At 62.1% G+C, this 21,223-nt stretch carries 22 protein-coding genes; 5 read left to right on the forward strand and 17 right to left on the reverse strand.

From position 1 onward, the window contains the following. Positions 1 to 20 precede the first annotated feature (20 nt). The gene (locus tag ACU5AY_RS06870; RefSeq protein WP_446828507.1) at positions 21 to 1,559 is read right to left on the reverse strand and encodes a sensor histidine kinase; all 1,539 of its coding nucleotides are present in this window, start codon (positions 1,557 to 1,559) and stop codon (positions 21 to 23) included. Positions 1,560 to 1,753: 194 nt separating this feature from the next. On the opposite strand from ACU5AY_RS06870, the gene ACU5AY_RS06875 reads away from it, so the two are divergent. Together ACU5AY_RS06875 and ACU5AY_RS06880 are read left to right on the forward strand one after the other, a co-directional pair. Further along, the gene (locus ACU5AY_RS06875) at positions 1,754 to 2,386 is read left to right on the forward strand and encodes a uracil-DNA glycosylase family protein (RefSeq protein ID WP_446828962.1); all 633 of its coding nucleotides are present in this window, start codon (positions 1,754 to 1,756) and stop codon (positions 2,384 to 2,386) included. A 67-nt stretch (positions 2,387 to 2,453) separates the two neighbouring features. Further along, the gene (locus ACU5AY_RS06880) at positions 2,454 to 2,942 is read left to right on the forward strand and encodes an Lrp/AsnC family transcriptional regulator (RefSeq protein WP_446823980.1); all 489 of its coding nucleotides are present in this window, start codon (positions 2,454 to 2,456) and stop codon (positions 2,940 to 2,942) included. 36 nt (positions 2,943 to 2,978) lie between these two features. Here the strand turns inward: ACU5AY_RS06880 and ACU5AY_RS06885 are convergent, their stop codons facing one another. The 7 genes from ACU5AY_RS06885 to ACU5AY_RS06915 form a co-directional block, all read right to left on the reverse strand. Next, positions 2,979 to 3,383, reverse strand: coding sequence for a DUF1810 domain-containing protein (locus ACU5AY_RS06885; RefSeq protein WP_446828508.1), 405 nt, complete (start codon positions 3,381 to 3,383; stop codon positions 2,979 to 2,981). A 121-nt stretch (positions 3,384 to 3,504) separates the two neighbouring features. Further along, positions 3,505 to 4,374 carry an NAD(P)-dependent oxidoreductase gene (locus tag ACU5AY_RS06890; protein ID WP_446828509.1) on the reverse strand — a complete coding sequence of 290 codons (870 nt, stop codon included), beginning with the start codon at positions 4,372 to 4,374 and terminating at the stop codon, positions 3,505 to 3,507. Positions 4,375 to 4,453: 79 nt separating this feature from the next. Continuing rightward, positions 4,454 to 6,496 carry a TRAP transporter permease gene (locus ACU5AY_RS06895; protein ID WP_446828510.1) on the reverse strand — a complete coding sequence of 681 codons (2,043 nt, stop codon included), beginning with the start codon at positions 6,494 to 6,496 and terminating at the stop codon, positions 4,454 to 4,456. Positions 6,497 to 6,574: 78 nt separating this feature from the next. Then, positions 6,575 to 7,588: a TAXI family TRAP transporter solute-binding subunit gene (locus ACU5AY_RS06900; protein WP_446823983.1), complete on the reverse strand. Its 1,014-nt coding sequence runs from the start codon at positions 7,586 to 7,588 to the stop codon at positions 6,575 to 6,577. Between the two features lie 147 nt (positions 7,589 to 7,735). After that, a complete protein-coding gene (locus ACU5AY_RS06905; protein WP_446828511.1) occupies positions 7,736 to 8,644 on the reverse strand; it encodes a LysR substrate-binding domain-containing protein in 909 nt (302 codons plus the stop codon). Positions 8,645 to 8,823: 179 nt separating this feature from the next. Next, positions 8,824 to 9,645 carry a methyltransferase domain-containing protein gene (locus ACU5AY_RS06910; RefSeq protein ID WP_446828512.1) on the reverse strand — a complete coding sequence of 274 codons (822 nt, stop codon included), beginning with the start codon at positions 9,643 to 9,645 and terminating at the stop codon, positions 8,824 to 8,826. An 84-nt stretch (positions 9,646 to 9,729) separates the two neighbouring features. Continuing rightward, positions 9,730 to 9,996 (reverse strand): usg protein, encoded by a 267-nt coding sequence (locus tag ACU5AY_RS06915; protein WP_446823986.1) that lies wholly within the window; start codon positions 9,994 to 9,996, stop codon positions 9,730 to 9,732. Positions 9,997 to 10,347: 351 nt separating this feature from the next. Here ACU5AY_RS06915 and ACU5AY_RS06920 point away from each other — a divergent pair, with 351 nt between their 5' ends. Beyond that, complete coding sequence (locus ACU5AY_RS06920) at positions 10,348 to 11,799, forward strand: diguanylate cyclase domain-containing protein (protein WP_446828513.1); 1,452 nt, start codon at positions 10,348 to 10,350, stop codon at positions 11,797 to 11,799. Between the two features lie 47 nt (positions 11,800 to 11,846). Here ACU5AY_RS06920 and ACU5AY_RS06925 read toward each other — a convergent pair whose 3' ends face one another. From ACU5AY_RS06925 to ACU5AY_RS06935, 3 genes are all read right to left on the reverse strand, one after another. Next, positions 11,847 to 12,677 carry an ABC transporter permease gene (locus ACU5AY_RS06925; protein ID WP_446828514.1) on the reverse strand — a complete coding sequence of 277 codons (831 nt, stop codon included), beginning with the start codon at positions 12,675 to 12,677 and terminating at the stop codon, positions 11,847 to 11,849. Then, entirely contained in the window at positions 12,674 to 13,477 is an 804-nt protein-coding gene (locus ACU5AY_RS06930) for an ABC transporter permease (protein WP_446828515.1), read from the reverse strand. Before ACU5AY_RS06930 ends, ACU5AY_RS06925 begins: the two co-directional genes overlap by 4 nt. Positions 13,478 to 13,571: 94 nt before the next feature. Then, positions 13,572 to 14,342 carry a transporter substrate-binding domain-containing protein gene (locus tag ACU5AY_RS06935; protein ID WP_446823990.1) on the reverse strand — a complete coding sequence of 257 codons (771 nt, stop codon included), beginning with the start codon at positions 14,340 to 14,342 and terminating at the stop codon, positions 13,572 to 13,574. 324 nt (positions 14,343 to 14,666) lie between these two features. Between ACU5AY_RS06935 and ACU5AY_RS06940 the strand changes: the two genes are divergently transcribed. After that, complete coding sequence (locus tag ACU5AY_RS06940) at positions 14,667 to 16,523, forward strand: OmpA family protein (protein ID WP_446828516.1); 1,857 nt, start codon at positions 14,667 to 14,669, stop codon at positions 16,521 to 16,523. A 71-nt stretch (positions 16,524 to 16,594) separates the two neighbouring features. Here ACU5AY_RS06940 and mobB read toward each other — a convergent pair whose 3' ends face one another. The 5 genes from mobB to moaA form a co-directional block, all read right to left on the reverse strand. Continuing rightward, positions 16,595 to 17,125, reverse strand: coding sequence for a molybdopterin-guanine dinucleotide biosynthesis protein B (gene mobB / locus ACU5AY_RS06945; protein WP_446828517.1), 531 nt, complete (start codon positions 17,123 to 17,125; stop codon positions 16,595 to 16,597). Next, positions 17,122 to 17,754 carry a molybdenum cofactor guanylyltransferase MobA gene (gene mobA / locus ACU5AY_RS06950; RefSeq protein WP_446828518.1) on the reverse strand — a complete coding sequence of 211 codons (633 nt, stop codon included), beginning with the start codon at positions 17,752 to 17,754 and terminating at the stop codon, positions 17,122 to 17,124. The genes mobB and mobA overlap by 4 nt, the downstream gene beginning before the upstream one ends. A 28-nt stretch (positions 17,755 to 17,782) precedes the next feature. Next, entirely contained in the window at positions 17,783 to 18,709 is a 927-nt protein-coding gene (locus tag ACU5AY_RS06955; protein ID WP_446828519.1) for a DMT family transporter, read from the reverse strand. Between the two features lie 79 nt (positions 18,710 to 18,788). Continuing rightward, a complete protein-coding gene (locus tag ACU5AY_RS06960; RefSeq protein WP_446828520.1) occupies positions 18,789 to 19,451 on the reverse strand; it encodes a DUF1176 domain-containing protein in 663 nt (220 codons plus the stop codon). A gap of 22 nt (positions 19,452 to 19,473) precedes the next feature. Next, the gene (gene moaA, locus ACU5AY_RS06965) at positions 19,474 to 20,463 is read right to left on the reverse strand and encodes a GTP 3',8-cyclase MoaA (RefSeq protein ID WP_446828963.1); all 990 of its coding nucleotides are present in this window, start codon (positions 20,461 to 20,463) and stop codon (positions 19,474 to 19,476) included. Positions 20,464 to 20,636: 173 nt separating this feature from the next. Here moaA and ACU5AY_RS06970 point away from each other — a divergent pair, with 173 nt between their 5' ends. Continuing rightward, positions 20,637 to 20,999, forward strand: a complete 363-nt coding sequence (locus ACU5AY_RS06970) for a gamma-butyrobetaine hydroxylase-like domain-containing protein (RefSeq protein WP_446828521.1) — start codon at positions 20,637 to 20,639, stop codon at positions 20,997 to 20,999. Positions 21,000 to 21,007: 8 nt separating this feature from the next. Here the strand turns inward: ACU5AY_RS06970 and ACU5AY_RS06975 are convergent, their stop codons facing one another. Then, positions 21,008 to 21,220 (reverse strand): DUF1127 domain-containing protein, encoded by a 213-nt coding sequence (locus ACU5AY_RS06975; protein WP_446828522.1) that lies wholly within the window; start codon positions 21,218 to 21,220, stop codon positions 21,008 to 21,010. Positions 21,221 to 21,223: the final 3 nt, after the last annotated feature.

The following is a 21,223-nucleotide window of genomic DNA, read 5'->3' on the forward strand; positions in this document are numbered from 1 at the left end:
GATTGAGCCCGAATCCTTGGTCACGCAAAGCTCTTCTTGCGCGGCTGCTGGATGACGGCTGCCTCTTCGGCAGCCGGAAGGCCCTGCATGACGCGGCTTGCGGGCAGGATGGCGATGACTTCCGTGCCTTCGCGCAGCTTCGACTTCAGGACGAACTTGCCCTCGTGCTTGGCGAGGATCGCCTGAACGATCGGCAGGCCGAGGCCGGTTCCCTGTTCGGCGCTCTTGATGGCGATCGAGCCCTGTCCGAAGGCGGAGAGGACGACCGGAATTTCCTCTTCCGGAATGCCTGGTCCGTTGTCTTTGATAGAGACGTACTGGCCACCGGAGGCCGTCCAGCCCGCCTTGACGGTGACCGTGCCGTTCTGCGGCGTGAACTTCACTGCGTTCGACAGAAGATTGAGGATCACCTGGCGCATCGACTTTTCGTCTGCCCAGATGTCCGGCATGTCCGGCTCGAACTGCTCGTTGATGGTGATGTTCTTCGACCGCGCCCTGAGCTGCACCATGCCGATGCAGTCTTCCGCGACCTCGGTCAGCGACAGGGCTGCCTCGTTCAGCTCGTAGCGTCCGGCCTCGATGCGCGAGAGGTCGAGAATTTCGTTGATGAGGTTCAGGAGATGCTGGCCGGAGCGGTGGATGTCGCCGACATATTCCTTGTAGGAGGGGTTGTTGAGCGGTCCCATCACCTCGGCCGACATGACTTCCGAGAAACCGAGGATGGCGTTCAGCGGCGTCCGCAGTTCATGCGACATGGAGGCGAGGAAGCGCGACTTGGCGAGGTTGGCTTCCTCGGCGCGGCGGCGGGCTTCGTCCGACATCGACTTGGCCACTTCGAGCTCGGCGATCAGATCGTCCTTCTCCGACTGGATGGCGATCAGGCGCATGTTCGACTTGTAGAGCTTGTCGGTGATGTAGAGGAAGAAGATGACGGCGGTTGCAAAGCCGGAGGTCAGGACGATCTCGTGCACGTCCCGGCTGGCGGCGGCGCGCACGGCAAGAACGATGACAACAGGCGAGAAGCAGAACAGTGTCGCCTGACGCAGCATGAAGCCGGACATGGAGTTGGCCGACAGTGCGATCAACAGGGCGACGCCCTTGAAGAACTGGTAGTTCTGCCCCAGTTCCGGATGGTCGATGATGACGAGGCCGGCCCAGCCGATGCCGATCAGGACCTGTCCGGTCAGCATCAGCCTGCGGGTCTTGCCGATATTGGCGGCGGTGATCTCCGATTGGCTGATGCGGCGCATCATCAGGATATTCACGGCATTGGCCGTCAGGGCGAAGGCGGCCCAAGCGACGAAGCTGACGTCGCTGGTCAACTGGAGGCCGGCAATGGTGACGAGGACAATGAGGAGAGGTGCGATGGCCGCGCCCTGCAGGCAGGCCTCGGCATACATCTTCATGGCGTCGCGGTCGAAGACGCCGGCACCGGAGTGATTGGCTTGCAGGCGCTCACGGGTCGCGCGCACAGCCTTGGACACCGGCTTGTTGCGGTGGCTGCGCGATTTGTCGACAATGATCTTGTCGGTACTGGTACTGACTACGCCCTTACTCATCGTTCCAAACAAGCTACAATCCGGATGAAGAGACGCTATCGGACAAATCTTAAGAAGATGCTGCCAGCTAAGATTTTGTTTGCCATCTTTCTCAAGGTTTCATTTCGACCTGTGGCGTGGAGAAGGCGGCGGTCGCGGCCGGGTGGACTGAAAGCCGGCGCAGCACACCAACTTTCTTTAGGGCATTACGTTACGTGAGAAAAACTGTGGATACCGGGAGGCTGTCGGCTGATATTGCGGCTTGCCGTCTCTGTCGTGACAACCCCGCCAGGGGACCGCAAGACCGTCTGCCGCATGAGCCGCGTCCGGTCGCGGTGCTCTCGTCGACGGCGCGGATCCTGATCGCCGGCCAGGCGCCCGGCATCCGGGTGCATGACAGCGGTATCCCGTTCAACGATCCGTCCGGCGACCGTCTGCGGCAGTGGCTCGGGGTCGATCGTGACGTGTTTTACGATCCGGGGAAGTTTTCCATCGTGCCGATGGGATTCTGCTTTCCGGGCTATGACGCCAAGGGCGGCGACAAGCCGCCGCGCAGGGAATGCGCGCCGCAATGGCGGGCAGCCGCGATGGCCGCGATGCCGCAGATCGAGCTGGTGCTGGCGATCGGCCAGTATGCCCAGGCGTGGCATATGCCGTCGGAACGCAGGGCCAATCTGACCGAGACGGTGCGGGACTGGAAGGCGATCTTTGCCGGTTCGAAGCATCCGCAGGTTCTGCCTCTGCCGCATCCAAGCTGGCGCAATTCCGGATGGCTGAAGAAAAATTCCTGGTTCGAGTCCGAACTTCTGCCGGTATTGCGCGAGAAGGTATTTTTGCTCACGCATTGAAAAAGCATTCCTCATCCGCGCCGGAATCGCGGTATAGGGAGGAAAATATTCGAAAGGCTCTTTCCCCATGGATAGACTTGACCGGAAAATCCTGCGCCTGCTGCAGGAAGACACCACCCTTGCCGTTGCCGATCTCGCCAAGAAGGTAGGCCTGTCGACGACGCCCTGCTGGCGGCGCATCCAGAAGATGGAAGAGGATGGCGTCATCCGCCGCCGCGTGGCGCTGCTCAATCCGGAAAAGGTCAACACGAAGGTCACCGTCTTCGTGTCGATCCGCACCAGCAGCCATTCGGTGGAGTGGTTGAAGCGCTTCTCCGAAGTTGTGCGGGAGTTTCCCGAGGTCGTGGAGTTTTACCGCATGAGCGGCGACGTCGATTACCTGCTTCGGGTCGTGGTGCCGGACATTGCCGCCTATGACGCCTTCTACAAACGGATGATCGCCAAAATCGAGATCCGCGACGTGTCGTCGGCCTTTGCCATGGAGCAGATCAAGTACACGACCGAACTGCCGCTCGATTACATGGTGCTCGACGCGTCGAAATCGAACGACGACTGAAGCCGTAGCGAAGTCTTTGGATAGACCGGCCCGAGTCTATATTCGCGTCAGTGTGGCCGCATCCTCCATGCCGTCAAAGAAGGCCGCAAGAGCATCCGCGAAAAGCGGCTCGTTCTGCGCTGCGCAGTGGAAGAGCGTCATGGAGGAATGAAACTTCATGTCGTCGGGACTGCCGAGGATCTGGCGTGCGGACCGGTCGGCATGCTTCAGCATGGCGCGGGTACATTCGCGCAGCCGTTCGCCAAGCACCGGGTGGGCGAGGTAGGCGCGGGCTTCGTCGAGGGAGTGCAGGGCGTAACGTCGGCTCATCTCGCTGGTGCCGAGGCCTTCGATCTGCGGGAAGATAAACCACATCCAGTGGCTGCGCTTGCGGCCGGCCTCAAGTTCGGCAAGCGCCGTCTCGTAGACTGTCGCCTGGGCCGCGAGAAAATGATCGAGCATTGGCTTGCCGTCCTTCAGTTCGAGGCTGGACCTGCAAGGTTTGGCCGGCACCACGCAATCATGTGGTGATGCCGACCATGATGTCGTGCGCGGTTCTGTGAGGAAGCCGCGGCGGCAGTCGTTATTTCTCCAGCCGGGCGAGCAGCGAGGACGTGTCCCAGCGCTTGCCGCCCATGGCCTGAACGTCGCCGTAGAACTGGTCGACGAGGGCGGTGACCGGAACCTTGGCGCCGTTGTTGCGGGCTTCGTTGAGGACGATCGACAGGTCCTTGCGCATCCAGTCGACGGCAAAGCCGAAGTCGTACTTGCCCTCGTTCATGCTCTTGTAGCGGTTTTCCATCTGCCAGGAACCGGCCGCACCCTTGGAGATCACCTCGATCACCTTTTCGATGTCGAGGCCGGCGCGCTTGCCGAAGTGGACGCCTTCCGCAAGGCCCTGGACGAGGCCGGCGATGCAGATCTGGTTGACCATCTTGGTCAGCTGGCCGGATCCCGCCGGGCCCATGAGGCCGACCATGCGTGCATAGGCGGAAATCACCGGCTCGGCCTTCTTGAAGGTGTCTTCGTCACCGCCGCACATGACGGTCAGCACGCCGTTTTGCGCGCCGGCCTGTCCGCCGGAGACCGGCGCATCGATGAAGCCGACGCCCTTCGCCTTGCAGGCCTCCGCGAGTTCGCGGGCGACTTCGGCCGAGGCGGTGGTGTTGTCGATCAGGATGGCACCGGCCTTCATGCCGGCGATGGCACCGGTCTCAGTCAGCGAAACCGAACGCAGGTCGTCGTCATTGCCGACGCACATGAAGACGAAGTCGCAGTCCTTCGCCGCCTCTGCGGGCGTCGCGGCAGAGGTGCCGCCGAATTCCTCGGCCCATTTCTCGGCCTTGGCGGCAGTGCGGTTGTAGACCGTGACGTCGTGTCCGCCCTTGGTCTTCAGGTGACCGGCCATGGGATATCCCATGACGCCGAGACCGATGAAAGCAACCTTTGCCATATGCGCATACTCCCTTGGATATTTGCCTTGCCGACCGGTTTAGAGGAAAGGCCGGGGGCGGCCAAGCCTTTCCCGGCCGCTATCCGTTCGCTCCGGCCGGATCGCGTGCCTTCATCTGCCAGATCAGCACCGGTGCGAACAGAAGCGCACCGATCGCCATGGTCGTCAGGCCGGGGGCGATGAAGAAGAAGGACACGAGACCCGTCCACAGTCTTTGCCAGCGGCCGATACGGCCGAAGAGATAGCCGGAAAAGGCGATCCCGATCAGCGCGATACCGGCGGCTGCCCCGATCACGGTGATGACGAAGGCGGTCCAGGTGAAGCCGTCGGCGACGAGCAGAAGCGAGGGCGAATAGACGAAGACGAACGGCACCAGCGCCTTGGCGATGCCGAGGCGGAAGGCGGTGTTGCCCGTGGTGAACGGATTGGAGCCGGCGATCCCCGCCGCCGCATAAGCCGCCAGCGCCACGGGTGGCGTGATGTCGGCCAGCACCCCGTAGTAGAAGACGAAGAAGTGGGCCACGAGCTGCTGGACCTGCAATTGCTGCAGGGCCGGGCCGGCGACCGCGACGAGGATGATATAGGTCGCCGTCGTCGGAATGCCGGCGCCCATGATGATGCAGGCACAGGCGATCAGCACCAGCGAGAAGAACAGCGTCCATTCGTTGAGCGGAATGTAGCTCAGCGGCCAGATGGCGGAGAACATCGAACCCATGTCGGAAGCCGTCTGCACGACCATGAAGCCGAGGCGGAAGCCGACGCCGGTCAGAGTGACGATGCCGACGATGATGCCGACGCAGGCAGCGGCCGCGCCAACTGCGATCGTGTTGCGGGCGCCGTCGGCGAGCGCGTTCCACAGGTCCTTGATGGTCAGCCGGTTGGTGGGCTTCAGGAAGCCGACGACGACGCAGGCGATGATGCCGTAGACGGCGGCAAAGTCGGGCGTGCGGCCGGAGAGGATGAAGTAGACGAGCATGATCAGCGGCACGACCGCCAGCCAGTTTTCCTTCAGCACCAGAAGCGCATTCGGCAGTTCGTCCTTGGTGAGGCCGCGGAGGCCGAGTTTCTTGGCCTCCAGATGCACCATGACGAAGATGCCGAAGTAGTGGAGCAGGGCAGGGACGAGGGCAGCGGCGAGGATGTCGCGCAGTGGCACCTGCAGGTATTCGACCATGATGAAGGCGGCGGCGCCCAGCACCGGCGGGGTGATCTGGCCGCCGGTCGAGGACGTTGCCTCGACCGCGCCCGCAAAGTGTGCCGGATAGCCGATGCGCTTCATGGCGGGAATGGTCAGCGCGCCGGTCGTCACCGTATTGGCGATCGAGGAGCCGGAGATCGAGCCCATGAAGGCGGAGGCGCAGATCGCCACCTTGGCGGGACCGCCGGAATAGCGGCCGGCAAGCACCATGGCGAGGTCGATGAACAGCTGGCCGAGACCGATGCGGGTCGCCAGCACGCCGAACAGGATGAACAGGAAGACGTATTGGGCCATGACGCCGATGGCGACGCCGTAAATGCCCTGGTTGGTCATGTAGATGTGGTTGATGAAGCCGAGCCAGCTGGCGCCGCCGTGTTTCAGCGCGCCGGGCATCCACGGTCCGAAGATCGCGAAGCCGATGAAGAGGATGGCGATCGCCGGCAGCGTCGGTCCGACCGAGCGTCTGGCCGCTTCGAGCGTCACCAGAAGCAGGATAGTGCCGAGGTAAATGTCGGAGGTCGATGGATTGCCGACCCGCTCGGCGACGATCTGCGGCGGCAGAAGCGGCAGGTAGATGGCGGCGGCGACGGCGAGGATGCTGAAAAGGATGTCGGCAAGCGCCACGCCCTGGAAACGGTACCAGGCGGCCGGCGGCATCTCGTTGCTGTCTGCCTTTTTCCACGGGAACAGCAGGAAGGTGAGGCCGAGGACGAAGGACAGGTGAATGCCGCGGTGCAGGAGTTCCGGTATGTTACCGAACCCCGAGGCATAGAAATGATAGACGGACATGGCGACGAGCGCCGACGCGATGAAAAATCCGATCTGCGGTCCGGTTGGCCGGTAGGCTGTTTCCGGATCGTAGCGGCGCTCGAGTTCTTCCAGCTCCTGGGCTGTCAGGGTGTGGCCGGTCGCGTCGTGTGTCATGTTCTTGTCCCCGCAATTATCAAGACAGAAAGAGCCCGGGGCGGTGACGCTCCGGGCTCGCTGTCGTCGCAATCGGCCTTACTTGATCAGGCCGGCTTCCTTGTAGAACTTCTCTGCGCCCGGATGCAGCGGAACGCCGAGGCCGTCCAGCGCGGTGTCGAGCGTGATCACCTTGCCCTTGGCGTGGCCGGTGTCGAGCAGCTTGCGGGTGTTGTCGTTCCACAGCGCCTTGGTGATGTTGTAGATCAGCGTGTCGTCGGCCTTGGCGCTGGTCAGCCACTGGGCGCCGACGGCGACCGTGGAGGTGTCGGTGTCGACGCCTTCATAGGTGCCGGCCGGGATGTCGGAGACCGAGAAGAAGCTGTATTCGCTGGTCAGAGCGTCGGAGGCGGCTCCGTCGATCGGAACGAGCTTGATCGGCGCGGAGGCGGCGAGTTCGACGATGGCGCCGGTCGGATAACCGCCGACGAAGAAGAAGGCGTCCAGCTTGCCGTTGCGCAGCGCGTCAGACGATGCGTCGGGCTTCAGTGCTTCGGCTTCGATGTCGTCGGTCGACAGGCCGTTGGCTTCCAGGATCAGCTTGGCGTCGACATAGGTGCCGGAGCCCGGCTCGTCGAGCGAGACGCGCTTGCCCTTGAGGTCGGCGACCGAGTTGATGCCGCTGTCCTTGCTGGCGACCAGGTGGATGTGTTCGGGGAACAGGGCGGCGATGGAGCGCAGGTCCGTTGCCGGCTCCTTGCCTTCCATTGTGCCGGTGCCAGAATAGGCCCAGTAGGCGACGTCGGACTGGGCGAAGCCGGAATTGCGCAGGCCGGAGACGATGGCGTTGATGTTGTCGACCGAGCCGCGCGACGAAACGGCGGAGGCGATCAGGCCTTCGACGCCGCAGCTGCCGCCTTCTGCGCAAGGGCGCGAACCCGGCGGGTTGGAAATGGCGTTGGCGATGACGCCGCCGACCGGATAATAGGTGGCGGCGGTGCCGCCCGTGCCGATCGTGAAGAAGTTGAGATCCTGAGCGGATGCCGTGAGCGATAGCGACGCAAGGGCGAATGCGCCTGCGGCGACAGTCTTCGCGAAGTTCACGATAGTCATTAGTGCCTCTCCTTTATGATGATCTCCGGCCTTGGGCAGGTCCCCTCCCGCGGTCGTCGATCAAATTATATTAACGGCGCCAGTAAACGCGTTGAGCGCGCCGCTGGCAACCGAAACTGTCCTTGCATGACGTTTCGTGATGAGTCCTCAGACGGCATTGATGGTTTCGTCGCGCCTCATTTGCGCCTCGATCCATGCGGCGAAAATGGCGGCGGCCGGCGATAAGCGTGAGAAATTGCGGGCGACGAGGTGGTAGGCGCCATAGGCGATGGCGAGGTCGAAGGGCCGAACCAGCCTGCCGGCTGCAATGTCGTCGGCTGCGTGGCGCGCGTCTGCGAGCGCCACGCCGCTGCCGCGCAGCGCGCTTTGCTGAACCAGCGCCGAATCGGTGAAGTACGGACCCGACGGTATTGGCAGCGAGCCGAGGCCGGCGGCGGCAAACCATGCGCCCCACAGCGCGCGGTCGTCTTCGTGCAGCAGCGGAAAGTTCAGAAGGTCCTCTGGTGTCCTGATCGGTGGCCCCTTGTGCAGGAGGTCCGGGGAGAGGACGGGGCTCATTTCGACGCCGGTCAGGCGATGGGCCTGTGTCCGTGGCCAGGATTCGTCGGACCTGCCGAATCGAACCGCGAGCTCGGCCTCGTTTGCGCGGAACTCGATGATCCGCATGTCGGATTCGACAAGCACGTCGATATCGGGGTGGCGATGATGGAAATCCGGCAGGTGCGGGCCGAGCCAGTTCGAGGCGAAGGCGGGCTCGCAGCTGACCTTGACGCGTCCGCGGGCAGGCGTCGCAGCAATCCCGTCGATCACGCCGCCGATCATGTCGAAGGAGGTGGTCAGCACGTCGAGCAGGTTCTGCCCGGTGTCGGTCAGCGTCACCGAGCGGTGATGTCGTTCGAAGAGCGGTTTGCCGAGCAAGGTCTCCAGCTGGCGGATCTGCCGGCTGATGGCCGCCTGCGAGACGAAAAGCTCCTCCGAGGCCGCGGTGAAGCTCAGCAGCCGGCCGGCTGCTTCGAAGCTTCTGAGTGCCGTCAGCGGCAGACGTCCGCGCTTCATCTCTTCATCCTCGCATAACCTCAAGTCAATCGACGTTGACGATAAGCTCGTTTGAACGGAAAGCGCAAGCGGATGCATAAGCTCCTGAAAAGGAGCCCATGCAATGTCCGCCATTTTCCAGATACTCGCCGCCGCCGTTCGGCTGTTGACCTTTCAGGCGCCCCCGCGCTCCGCTTCACTCAGGCCAGGCGGGCAATCACCAGATGACCGGGCGAGGGATGACCGTCCTGCATGCGGACGTTGATGTCGGTGATTTCCACGACTTCGAAACCGGTCGCGGCAAGGCGCTCGCGGACATAGGCCTCGGTGTGCAGAAAGCGCTGATGCGGTCCGACCGCATAGGGGCGGCCGGCCATCAGCTCGTCGCTTCCGGTCTCCGACGAGAAGACGAACAGGCCGCCGGAGTTCATGTTTTCGGCGGCGCCGAAGAACAGGGGCTCCAGCGCACCGAGATAGGGCAGCACGTCGGTCGCGGTGACAAGATCGAAGGGTTCCTCATCGTTGTCTTCGAGAAAGTCCTCGGCCTCTGCGACGTAGAGCGTCTCGTAGAGATCCTTTTCGTGGGCGATCTCGACCATGTTTTCGGAAATGTCGATGCCGGTGATGTCGCCGGCCATGTCGCGCATCGCGCCGCCGGCAAGGCCGGTGCCGCAGCCAAGGTCGAGCATACGGGCATAGGGGCCGGTCAGCTCAAGCGCCTGCAGGCGCTGGCGCATCAGCAGCGGGACGCAATAGCCAAGCTGCTCGACGAGGATATCCTCGAAGGCTTCCGCGTGCTGGTCGAACAGTGTCTCGACATAGGCATCGGGTGCCTTTGGCGGTGTTTCGCCACGGCCCATGGAGGCGATGCGCACGGCCGCGCCGCCATGGTCTTCGGGATCGAGGGCAAGCACCTCTTCATAGGCCTTGACGGCGGCGTCGATGTTGCCGGCCTTTTCGAGCGCCAGCGCTCGGTTGTAGGCCTCGGCCAATGCTTCTTCGTCGATCTTTTTCGCAGTCATGGTCCCAATTTCCGGTGCCGTCTTCAAGTCGGCCTGATCTACGCGGCCAGGGTGGGCAGCGCAACCGAAATCGGGGACCAGAGGCTAGTGGAGGATGAATTCCCCTTTCAGCGCCCGCCATTCGCTGGCCGATATCAGCCGTCGATGGACGTAGCGGACGGAATGCAACGGACCGTCGAGCTTTTCCTGCCAGAACTTGAGAAAGTTCTTCATCTCGGGGAAATCCGGCGCCAGATCATAATGCTGCCAGATATAGCTTTGCAGAAGGGTCTGGTGATCGGGCATGCGGTAGAGAATCTCGGCCGTGGTCACACCATAGCCCTTGAGTTGCATTTCCATGTCCTGATTCATGCAATGACCTCGCAGTTCATCAATGGTTCCCGCTCTCATCGCCGGGTGGTCCCGGTCTTCAGCGATTTGAGCATGCCATCATTAACCGAGGCTTTACAATTCTGTCTTATTCGGATTTTTCTCTTTTTAAAATAATATGTTAGCATCCGCGTGGCGCGAGTGCTGCTAGGCTCGATGGTGGCGAGCCTGGATGCAGGCCGCGGGCTTATTTACCAAAATTGATTGAGGATTGCCGCATTTCAGGCTTCGGGACAGCGTGAGGTTTAACAAATATTTAGCTTTCGCGGTAACGTTTAGTGCAGCATTTGTATTGGACCATTTTTGACACCCCACTTTCTGAAGAGACTGACCATGCCTGTTTTCGATGCGGCGGAATCCACGTTTGACCTTGCTCCCATTGCGATGTGGGTGGAGGATTTCAGCGGTGTGAAGGCGCTGTTCGACCGGTGGAAGGCCGAAGGCGTCATCGACATCAAGGCGTTCCTGCGGGAGGATCCGTCCCGTGTCATGGCGTGTTCGCAGGCGATCAAGGTGTTGAAGGTCAACCGCGCGACCCTGGAACTGTTCGAAGCCCGTGACCTCGACCATCTTGTCGGCAATCTCGGACTGGTGTTCCGCGACGAGATGCTGGAAAGCCATGTCAACGAGCTGTCGCAGTTGTGGGAGGGCAGACAGCAGTTTTCGGGCACCGCCATCAACTACACGCTTTCGGGCCGCCGGCTGGACATCCAGTTGCGCGGCGCCGTGCTGCCGGGCTCCGAAAATTCGCTCGATCGCGTATTGCTGACGACGGAGGACGTGACCGAACGCGAGACGGCGCGCCGGCAGGAGCTCGCCAGCCGGCAATATGCCGAGGGTATTTTCGAGCATTCGCCGGTGTCGCTGTGGGTCGAAGACTTCAGCCGCATCAGAACACTGCTGGAAGAGGTGAGGGCGCGCGGTATCGTCGACTTCCGCGTCTTTACCGATGTTCATCCGGAATTCGTTCGCCAGTGCATGAGTGAAATCCGGCTGATCGACGTCAACAAGGCGACCCTGAGCCTCTTTGTGGCCTCCGACAAGCACACGATCATGCACCGGTTGGGCGATGTCTTCCGGGACGAAATGGAGCATCACTTCCGCGAGCAGCTGATCGAGCTTTGGAACAACAACCTGTTCCATTCCCGTGAGGTGGTGAACTACGCCCTCGACGGCACCGAACGGCATGTGCTTCTTCAGTTCTCCGTGCTGCCTGGCCATGAGATGGACTGGTCGCTGGTGCAGGTGGCGCTGACCGACATCACCGCCCGCAAGAAGGCGGAGGCCTATCTCGAATATCTCGGCAAGCACGACGTGCTGACGAAGCTCCACAACCGCGCCTTCTACATGGACGAGATGAACCGGCTGGAGCGCAAGTCGCTGAGGCCGGTATCCGCCATCCTGCTCGATCTCAACGGGCTGAAGGAAGCCAACGACACGCTGGGTCACGATGCCGGCGACTCGCTTCTGCGGCGCATCGGCGAAGTGCTGAACGGCGTCGTCACGCCGCCGAACCATTGCGCCCGCATCGGCGGCGACGAGTTCGCCATCCTCTTACCCGGCTATGATCGCCCGGCGACGCTGGCGCTGATCGACAACATCAACAAGCTCCTGGAAATCAACAACAGGTTCTATTCGGACCTGACGCTCAGCGTTTCCATGGGGGCGGCCACCAGCGAGCCCAACGAGAAGATAGAATCGGTGGTCAAACGGGCCGATGCGGAAATGTATCTCGAGAAGCAGCGCTACTACGAAGCAATCGAGAAGAACCGCAGGCGGGCGTGATCCTGAACATAATGGAAAAAAGCCGGCGATTTGCCGGCTTTTTCATATCAGCGCTTGAGGTGGCGGGTGAGCCTTGCCTCGATGAAATCGACGCCGTTGCTGAGCGTCTGGACGATTGCCAGATAGAAGATCGCCGCCCAGAGATAGGTCTGGTAGTCGAAGGTGCGCGAGAAGGCGTAGCGCGTTTCGCCCATCAGATCGAAGACGGTGATGATGGCGACTACGGCCGAGCCCTTGATCAACAGGATCAACTCGTTGTTGTAGGGGCGGAGCGCCACGATCATCGCCTGCGGCATGATGATCTTCCAGAACGTGACCGCCTTCGAAATGGCCAGCGAAGACGCCCCCTCGCGCTGCCCTTTTGGAACGCTCTGAATGGCGCCGCGCAGGATTTCCGTCTGATAGGCTGCGGTATTGAGCGACATGGCGAAAAGTCCGCAATACCAGGCATCGCGGAAGAACCACCAGAGATGGGCAGCTTCCAGCTCGTGGCGGAAATTGCCTAGGCCGTAATAGATCAGATAGAGCTGCGCGAGCAGCGGCGTGCCGCGGAAGACGTAGACATATCCATAGGCAAGGCCGTTGAGAAACGGATTGCTGGACATGCGCGCGAAGGTTAGCGGCAGCGACAGGATCGCACCGCCGGCCATCGAGATGCTGACGAGGATGAGCGTCGTCATCAGCCCGTGCAGATAGCGCGGTCCATACTTGGCGAATTTTTCCGGATCGAAGCCGTTGACGACCATCATGACGAGACTGATGGCAAGGAGCCCCCAGAGGAGCAGCAGAGTGTAGCCCGTGAGGCGAGCGCCCGACATTTTCTGCGGCGGGAGAGGGGGGGCCGGCTGGGCTGGGATGAGTTTTTCCGCGACGCTCATCGGCTGATCTCCGAACGTTTGGCCCAGTTTTCGATATAGCGCAGTGCGAACGAGGACAGGACGGCGAGGACGAGGTAGATGAGGCAGGCTATCGAGTAGAAGAAGAAGGCCTGCTTGGTGACGCGGACGGCGACGGATGTCTGGCGCAGGAGTTCCGCCAGCCCGACGATCGAGACGTAGGAGGTGTCCTTGAGAAGGATCATCCAGAGGTTCGTCGCGCCGGGAAGTGCGATGCGGACCAGCTGCGGGATGATCACCAGGCCGTAGGTCCGGCGGCGGCTGAGCCCGAGCGAGGCGGAGGCCTCGAACTGGCCGTTCGGGATCGCCTGCATGGCGGCGTAGATAACCTCGGAAAAGTAGGACGAGCTGACCACGCCCAGCGCCACCATGCCGGCGACGAAGGCGTTGATCTCGACGCCCTGTTCGTAGCCGAGGCTCGCCAGCAGCGATTGCACCAGGATCTGCGCTCCGTAATAGATGATGAAGAGCGTCAGCAGTTCGGGAAGGCCGCGGAAGATGGTCGTGTAGATGCCGGCGGCCAGGCGGAGGGATTTCTCCTGGGAGCGCATGGCAAGCGCGATCAGGAAGCCGAGAATGACGCCGACCGGTAGCGTGGCGATCGCCAGCATCACGGTGATCAGCACGCCGCTTGCCAGTTCGTCGCCCCAGCCGGTGTCGCCGCAGGAGAGGAGGTGTCCCTCTCCGAGCCATGTGAAGAGGCCGATCTTTCCGCAGAGCGGATCAAGCCAGTAAAGAACGCTGTCCCACCAGGACATGCCCGCGGACGGGATGTCGTTCATGCCAATTCCCCTTGCGGTCGTTGCCGCTCATCGTCTGCCCTTTGGCATTTTAAAAGGGCGGGACTTTGCGTCCCGCCCCTTAGACTTTCCCGGCTTAGTCGCCGTAGACGTCGAAATCGAAGTACTTGTCCTGGATTTCCTTGTACTTGCCGTTGGCGCGAATGGCGGCGATGGCCGCATTCAGCTTTTCACGAAGGGCGTCGTCACCCTTGCGCACGGCAATACCGGCGCCCGCGCCGTTGATCTTCGGATCAACCGGCATGGTCGTCAGGATCTTGCAGCAAGCGCCGTCTTCCGACTTGACCCATTCGGTCAGCACGACGACGTCGTCCATGACGGCGTCAACGCGACCATCCGACAGGTCGAGCTTGAATTCGTCGGAGCTCGGGTAAAGCTTGAGCTCGGAATCCTTCAGGTGCGCCTCGACATAGTTGGCGTGGGTGGTGGAAGTCTGCGCGCCGATGGTCTTGCCTGCGAGGTCTTCGACGCTCTTGACGTCGCTATCCTTCGGAATGGCGATGGCCGGTGGTGTGTTGTAGATCTTGTCGGTGAAGTCGACGAGCTGCTTGCGTTCGTCGGTGATCGACATGGACGACAGGATCATGTCGAATTTCTTGGCCTGCAGGGCCGGGATGATGCCATCCCAGTCGTTGGAAACGAAGGTGCATTCCGCCTTCATCTCTTCGCAGAGCGCCCGGCCGATATCCATGTCGAAGCCGAGGAAGTTACCGGCGGAGTCGACATATTCGAAGGGCGGATAGGTCGAGTCGGTGCCAATCACATATTTCTCCCCTTCGGCGAGAGCCGAGCCGGCGAAGAGGCTGGCCGCAATAAGGGAGGCGACCGCGATCAGACGTTTGGACATGTTCAATAGTTCCTCTCTGTTGACGTCCGTTTGCTTGTTTTTCGATGCGGACGTAGCTGCTGGCTGAGAAAAAGCAACCAACTTTGGTGATAATCAAACCTTTTTTGGGGAAATTGCAATGGCGATTACTGGGAACCGGACGGCCAGGCCCCGCGTTCTTGCGGATGAATTGTCATTGGTCAAAGCGCGGATCGCATGAACTTCGCCTGTATCGTTCGTTCATGCAGGGTTCACGGCCATCCACATAGTCTAACGAAAATTGGATCGAACTGTTCTTGCAGTGCGCAGCCAATGTGCCCGATCATAAAGAGAGGAAACCCCCGAATGACGAATAAGAAATTTCTGCTTACACACGTGTTCATGCCGATCGTCGGCTTGCCGCTGATGCTGTCGCCGGCTGCCGCGATGCCTGCTGTCAAGCCGGCCGTCGGCATCTCGCAAGGCGCCGTCGTCACGGTAGCGATGAGCGTCAAGGAGGCGCGTCAGGCCGTGCGCAGGGCTCGCAAGGACCTTGAAGACGCCATGGCCAACGGCGGAGACGTGGGGGCTGCGCAGGCTGCCTTGCAGCAGGCGGAGGCTGAACTCGAGGCGGCTCAGGCTGCCGGCGGCGGAGACCGGAATGCCGATCAGGCCGCTCCCGAGCCTGCACCCGAAGCCGCTCCGGATCAGGGCGAAGCACCGCGCAAGAAGCGCGACCGCAAGCCGGAAGTGAACGAACAGGCGCCGGCCGAAGCGCCTGCACCGGCTGAAGCTGCTCCGGAGCCCGCACCGGCGCCGCCGCCGCCGAAACCGAAGGCTGAAGCGCCCGCTCCTGAACCCGAACAGGCTCCGAAGCCTGAAGAGGTCAAGCCGCAGCCGGAAGCTGCCGCGCCTGCACCCGAGGCAGCTCCAAAGCCGGATGACAAGCCGGTCATGAAGAAGAGAAAGCCTGCCGAAGAGCAGCCCGCGCCTGCGGAAGCCGCTCCCGCACCGGAACAGAAGCCGGCTGAGGCGATCGTTCCGCAGACGCAGGACGCTGTCCCGGCCCCGGCACCCGATCAGACCCAGGACGCCACGCCGCGGAAGGACCGCAAGCGCGACAAGACTGCCGAAGGCAAGCGTCGTCCGGTGCTCGACAGCGCCAAGGACGGCGATGCATCGGCCACGCAGCAGGCTGCTCCGGCACCCGATCCTTCGGCGCCGCCACCGCCGCCGGCTCCGAAGTCTGACGCCGACGCCCAGCGTACCGGCGCCGAACAGGCAAAGCCGATCATTATCGAGAAGGCGACAGAAGAAGAAGGCAAGCGTATTCGCCGCGCGCCGGAATTCGACGAGCCGCAGGGCTCTAGCGTCGAGAAGCGTGTTCGTGGTCGTGACGTATTGCGTCTTGACGGGCGGATCATCGTCCGCAGCGACGATACCAGCCGCTTCGGTGATGATCGCGAGACGACCTATGATCAGCTGTCCCATGGCCGTGTCCGCGAAACGGTGACGCGTCCGAACGGTGTGCAGATCGTGACGATCCGCAACCGCTACGGCGACATCATCCAGCGTTCGCGTGTCGATCGCCGCGGCCGCGAGACCGTGCTGTTCTATTCGCCGGAGCTCAACGATCGTCCGAACGAGCAGCGTGTCTATCGCGACCCGGGTCTCGACCTGCCGCCGATGCGCCTGCGCATCCCGGTCGACCAGTACATCATCGATGCCGGCGAAGATCCGGATCGCGACTACTACGACTTCCTGCGTGAACCGCCGGTCGAGAATGTTGAACGCGTCTACTCGCTCGACGAAGTCCGCTATTCGGCCCGTGTCCGTGACAAGATGCGTCGCATCGACCTCGACACGATTCACTTCGCCACCGGCAGTGCCGATGTGTCGATGAACCAGGCCGACTCGCTGGAAAACGTCGCCGAGGCGATGAAGCGGATCATCGACAATGATCCGGGCGAGACCTTCCTGATCGAAGGTCATACCGATGCCGTCGGCTCCGACGAATCGAACCTGGTGCTTTCGGATGAACGCGCCGAGTCGGTCGCGGAAGTGCTGAGCCGCTTCTACAAGATCCCGCCGGAAAACCTGGTGACCCAGGGCTATGGCGAGCGCTACCTGAAGATCCAGACGGAAGGCGCGTCGCAGGAAAACCGCCGCGTCACGATCCGCCGGATCACCGCGCTGGTCCGTCCGGTCGCTTCCAACCAGTAAGTGACTGACAGCAAGGACAACAGGAAGGCCGCCGGACGCAAGTCCGGCGGCCTTCGCCGTTCAAGGCGCAATCATTCCGTGGTGGATGTCTGCGGCAGCTGCAAAGTTGCAGCGATGAAATCGGCGATCGCTGCCGTATCGTCCAGATCGAACACCGGCAGGTCCGTATCGGTTACGGGGTGGTCGGCGGCGATGGCCATGATGTGCGGATCAGTGGGAGCGAGCGGCTCGTTGCGCCGCGATTCGCTGCGCCTGGCCTCAATCTTCGGCACAGGCTCGCGCTTGTAGCCTTCGATCAGCACGAGATCGCAGGGGGCGAGGCGGGCAAGGATCTCTTCGAAAGTGGGTTCGGGCGCTCCGCGCAGCTCGTGCATGATGGCGTAGCGCGTGCCGGAGACGAGGGCCACCTCGTGTGCGCCGGCCTCGCGGTGGCGGTAGCTGTCGGCGCCGACCTTGTCGATGTCGAAGTCGTGGTGGGCATGCTTGATGGTCGAGACCTTCAAGCCCCGGGCGGTGAATTCGGAGACAAGGCGGACCATCAGCCCGGTCTTGCCGGAGTTCTTCCATCCGGCAATGCCGAAGATCTTGGGTCGTGTGCTCATCTGATCGCGTCCAGCAGAGAAACCGCCTCGGCCATGTCGGCGGGCGTGTTGATGTTGAAGAAGGGATCGACGGGCCGGGCGGGCGTGTCGATCAGGGCAAAGGCGACCTCGCGATGCGGATGGCGGGCGAGGAAGCTGGTCAGCCGCCGGTTCTGGGGGTCGGAAAGCCATGCCTCCAGGTCGTCGGCGAGCGAGAAGGGCCAGGCCGCGAAGACCGGATGGCTGCGACCCGCCGAACTGGCGATGGCAATGCCGTCGGTATCGGCAAGCTCCATCAGGCGTGCGCCAAGGTCGGCCGGGAAGAACGGGCCGTCGACCGGAACGGTGATCATGTGCGTTGCGGCGGGGCAAAGGCTGGAAAAATGGCGAAGGCCGGCAAGTACGCCGCTCAAGGGACCGGCATGGTCTGGGATGATGTCGGGCACGACGGGGAGCGCGAGCTCCGTCGCCGAGGCGCTGTCTGAATTGATGGCGAGGTCGGAGACCTGGGCGGCCAGCCGGCGGGACACGAAGGCCAGAAGCGAAGATCCGTCGAAGGAAAGGTCGGCCTTACTCTCGCCCATCCGCCGCGACAGTCCGCCGGCGAGGACCAGTCCGGGTCGTGTTCCGTGGGGCAGGGCGCATTGCATCGCTTCGTCTCCTTGCTGGGCGTCGACCTTACGGACGAACCTTCCAGGGATTGGGGCCTACCGAGGAACGCTGGCTGACGGCGCTCTTCGACCGGGTCTTGTTCTCGCGGTAGAAGGTGTAAAGACCCGAACCGATGACGATGGTCGCCCCGACCAGCATCCACCTGTCCGGGACATCCGCGAAAAGAAGATACCCCATCAGGATCGCCCAGAGGAGGCTTGTGTAGCGGAAAGGGGCGATGAAGGAGATTTCGCCGGTGCGCATGGCCATGACGATGCCCTGATAGCCGCCGAGCACGAGGACGGAGGTCACCGCGAGAACGGCCCACGAATGGCCGGTGACCGGCTGCCACGCACCGAGCGGCTCGATCAGTGCCGCGCCGACGACGGTGATGATGGCGCAGCTGTAGGCGCTGACCGTGGTCGACGGCGTGTCGGCGTGAACCAGCTTGGTGGTCAGATCACGCCCGGCGGCAAAAAGCACGGTCAGGACCACGAAAATGGCCGAGAGCCCGTAGCCCTCCGGTCCCGGCCGCAGGATGACCAGAACGCCGAGGAAGCCGACCAGGATCGCCGACCAGCGCCGCCAGCCGACCGGCTCGTGCAGAAAGATGGCGGCGCCGAAGGTGACGGCAAGCGGCAGAGACTGGAGGATCGACGAAGTGTTGGCGATCGGCATGTCGCGCAGCGCCAGAAGGTAGGCGACCGTTGCCAGCGCGTCGAAGATCGTGCGGCCGATCAGGGCCGGCTGCAGCATCACGCGCGGATGCCTGAGCGCCTTCAGCCGCCACGCCAGAAGCAGCAGGAGCACGGTAGTCAACAGCCCGCGCAGGAAGATGATCTGGCCGGTGTTCATCACCGGCGTCAGCGATTTCACCAGAGCGTCATTGCAGGTGAACGTCGCCATCGCCATCATCATATAGAGGGCGCCTTTGACGTTGTTGGAAAGTGCCATGAATCATGTCCGGTGAGTTTCGGACCAAGTCATAGCCCTGCGATACTGTGGATGCCAAGGCGACATCCTGCGAATGGTCTTATTTTGTTTCCGGATAAAGCTGGAAATGCTTGTCTATCTCTTCATCGGACGGATTGTCGAGGTTGCCCTCGTAGATCGGGTCGATGGAGAAGCCGGTAAGGACGAACTGACCGTCGCGCAGCTGCCATTCGCCCTGCGTCCAGGCATCGCCGATGCCACGCCATTTCGAATAGCTCGATATGGTGTTGTTTTCGGGCGTGAAATCGGCATTCACCAGGAGATAGGTGGTCCCGAATCCCGTCGCGGCCGGATCCGCCTTGAGTTTCGTGTAGGTCTCGTCACCTTCGACATAGTCGACCTTGAACGTCGGTTCGGCAAAGGCGACGAGGGTAAAATCGCCGTCGGCGGGTCGGATGGCGAAGACGCTGGCGATGTTGTAGGCGCCGGCGTAGCAGAAGATTCGGTAAAGCGTCGCCTTCTGGTCGTCGCCGCTATCGTCGTAGCTGCTTTTCCAGCTCATCTTGTATGACTGGTCGTCCTCGATCAGCCCGGATGCATCGCTGTCGTCGCGCTCGTCGCATTGGCCGGGAAGAGCCTGGAAAACGAAAGCGGCGGCGGCCTTCAGATCATCGTCGGGCGCGGCTTCTTCAGCGTGACCCACGCCTGCCAACAGAAAGAATGCCGCCGAAACGGCGAGCGGTGCGGTCCGCGATAGCCTCATGTGTGCCCCCCATAGGCCTTTGTCACCCGCCGGTGACGCTCATATGCCTCGATACGGCCGGGCGGCGGTGATCGCGGTCGATAATGAAGTCGTGACCCTTCGGCTTGCGGGTGATCGCCTCGTCGATCGCCTGGAACAGAAGCGCATCGTCCTCGCTGGCGCGCAGCGGTGCGCGCAGGTCGGCGGCATCTTCCTGGCCGAGGCACATGTATAGCGTGCCGGTGCAGGTCAGCCGTACCCGGTTGCAGCTTTCGCAGAAATTATGGGTGAGCGGCGTGATGAAGCCGAGCGTTCCGCCGGTCTCGGCGACCGAGACGTAGCGGGCGGGGCCGCCGGTGCGCTTGGCGATATCGGTCAGCGTGAACTGACGTTCGAGATCGGCGCGCACCTTGGAGAGCGGCAGATACTGTTCCGTGCGATCCTCGCCGGTTTCGCCGAGCGGCATGGTTTCGATCAGCGTCAGCTCCATGTCGCGCTGATGGGCAAAGCGCAGCATGTCGGGGATTTCATGTTCGTTGAAATCCTTCAGCGCAACGGCATTGAGCTTGATCTTCAGCCCGGCCTTCTGCGCCGCCTCGATGCCTTCCATGACCTTAGAGAAATCGCCCCAGCGCGTGATAGCCCTGAACTTTTCCGGGTCGAGCGTATCGAGCGAGACGTTGATGCGGCGGACACCGCAATCATAGAGTTCTTCGGCGTGGCGGGCGAGCTGCGAGCCGTTGGTGGTCAGCGTCAGCTCGTCGAGCGTCCCGGTTTCCAGATGGCGGCCGAGCTCACGGATCAGGAACATGATGTTCTTGCGCACCAGCGGCTCGCCGCCGGTCAGCCGCAGCTTGCGCACACCCTTGGCAATGAAGGCGGAACAGAGCCGGTTCAATTCCTCCAGCGTCAGCAGGTCCTTCTTCGGCAGGAAGGTCATGTTTTCCGCCATGCAGTAGGTACAGCGGAAATCGCACCGGTCGGTGACCGACACGCGCAGATAGCTGACATGACGGCCGAACGGGTCGACCATCGGTCCGTCAGCACGCGGAAGTTTTGCTGCCTTGTCGAATGTTCCGGGAACGCTGTTCACGTCTTCTCCGATCGGTTTCTTTCGGTCTCTCGGGCCCATATATAGCAGACTGCGCTTGCGCCTCCAGTGGCGGAGGCATAGTTGGAGCCCGGATAACAGGGAATTGAGTGCTCATGAGTGATATGTGGCCGACCGAACTGCGCGTCAACCGGGAGAAGACCTGCCTGACCGTCACCTTCAACGACGGAAAGACATTTGCGCTGCCGGCGGAGATGCTGCGCGTTCTATCGCCCTCGGCGGAGGTGCAGGGGCATGGTCCGGGGCAGAAGGTCACGGTGCCGGGCAAGCGCAACATCACCATTGTCGCGGTGCAGCCGGTTGGCAATTATGCCGTAAGGATCGTCTTCAACGACCGGCACGACAGCGGCATCTTCACCTGGACCTATCTGCGCGAGCTCGGCGAAAAGGGTGACGCGCTGTTTGCCGAATACGAGCGCGAACTGGCGGAAAAGCGGCTGAGCCGCGATCCGCGCTAAAGCACCGCCTACTGCCAGAACCATTTCAGCGTTTCCTTCTCGGCCTGCTTTCGTGTCAGCCCGACGTCGCGCAGCAGATGATCGTCGAGATCGCGCAGGTGCGAACGGCTCCAGCAGTTCCGCCACCAAAGCCGCAAGTGGCGATAAAGGACGCTCCGGATTGTCGAAGTCTGGATGGTCAGCCAGACGAGGCGGGCGGATTTCAAGTCGGACGGGAACATCGG

The sequence above is a fragment of the Rhizobium sp. PAMB 3174 genome (genome assembly GCF_052908375.1).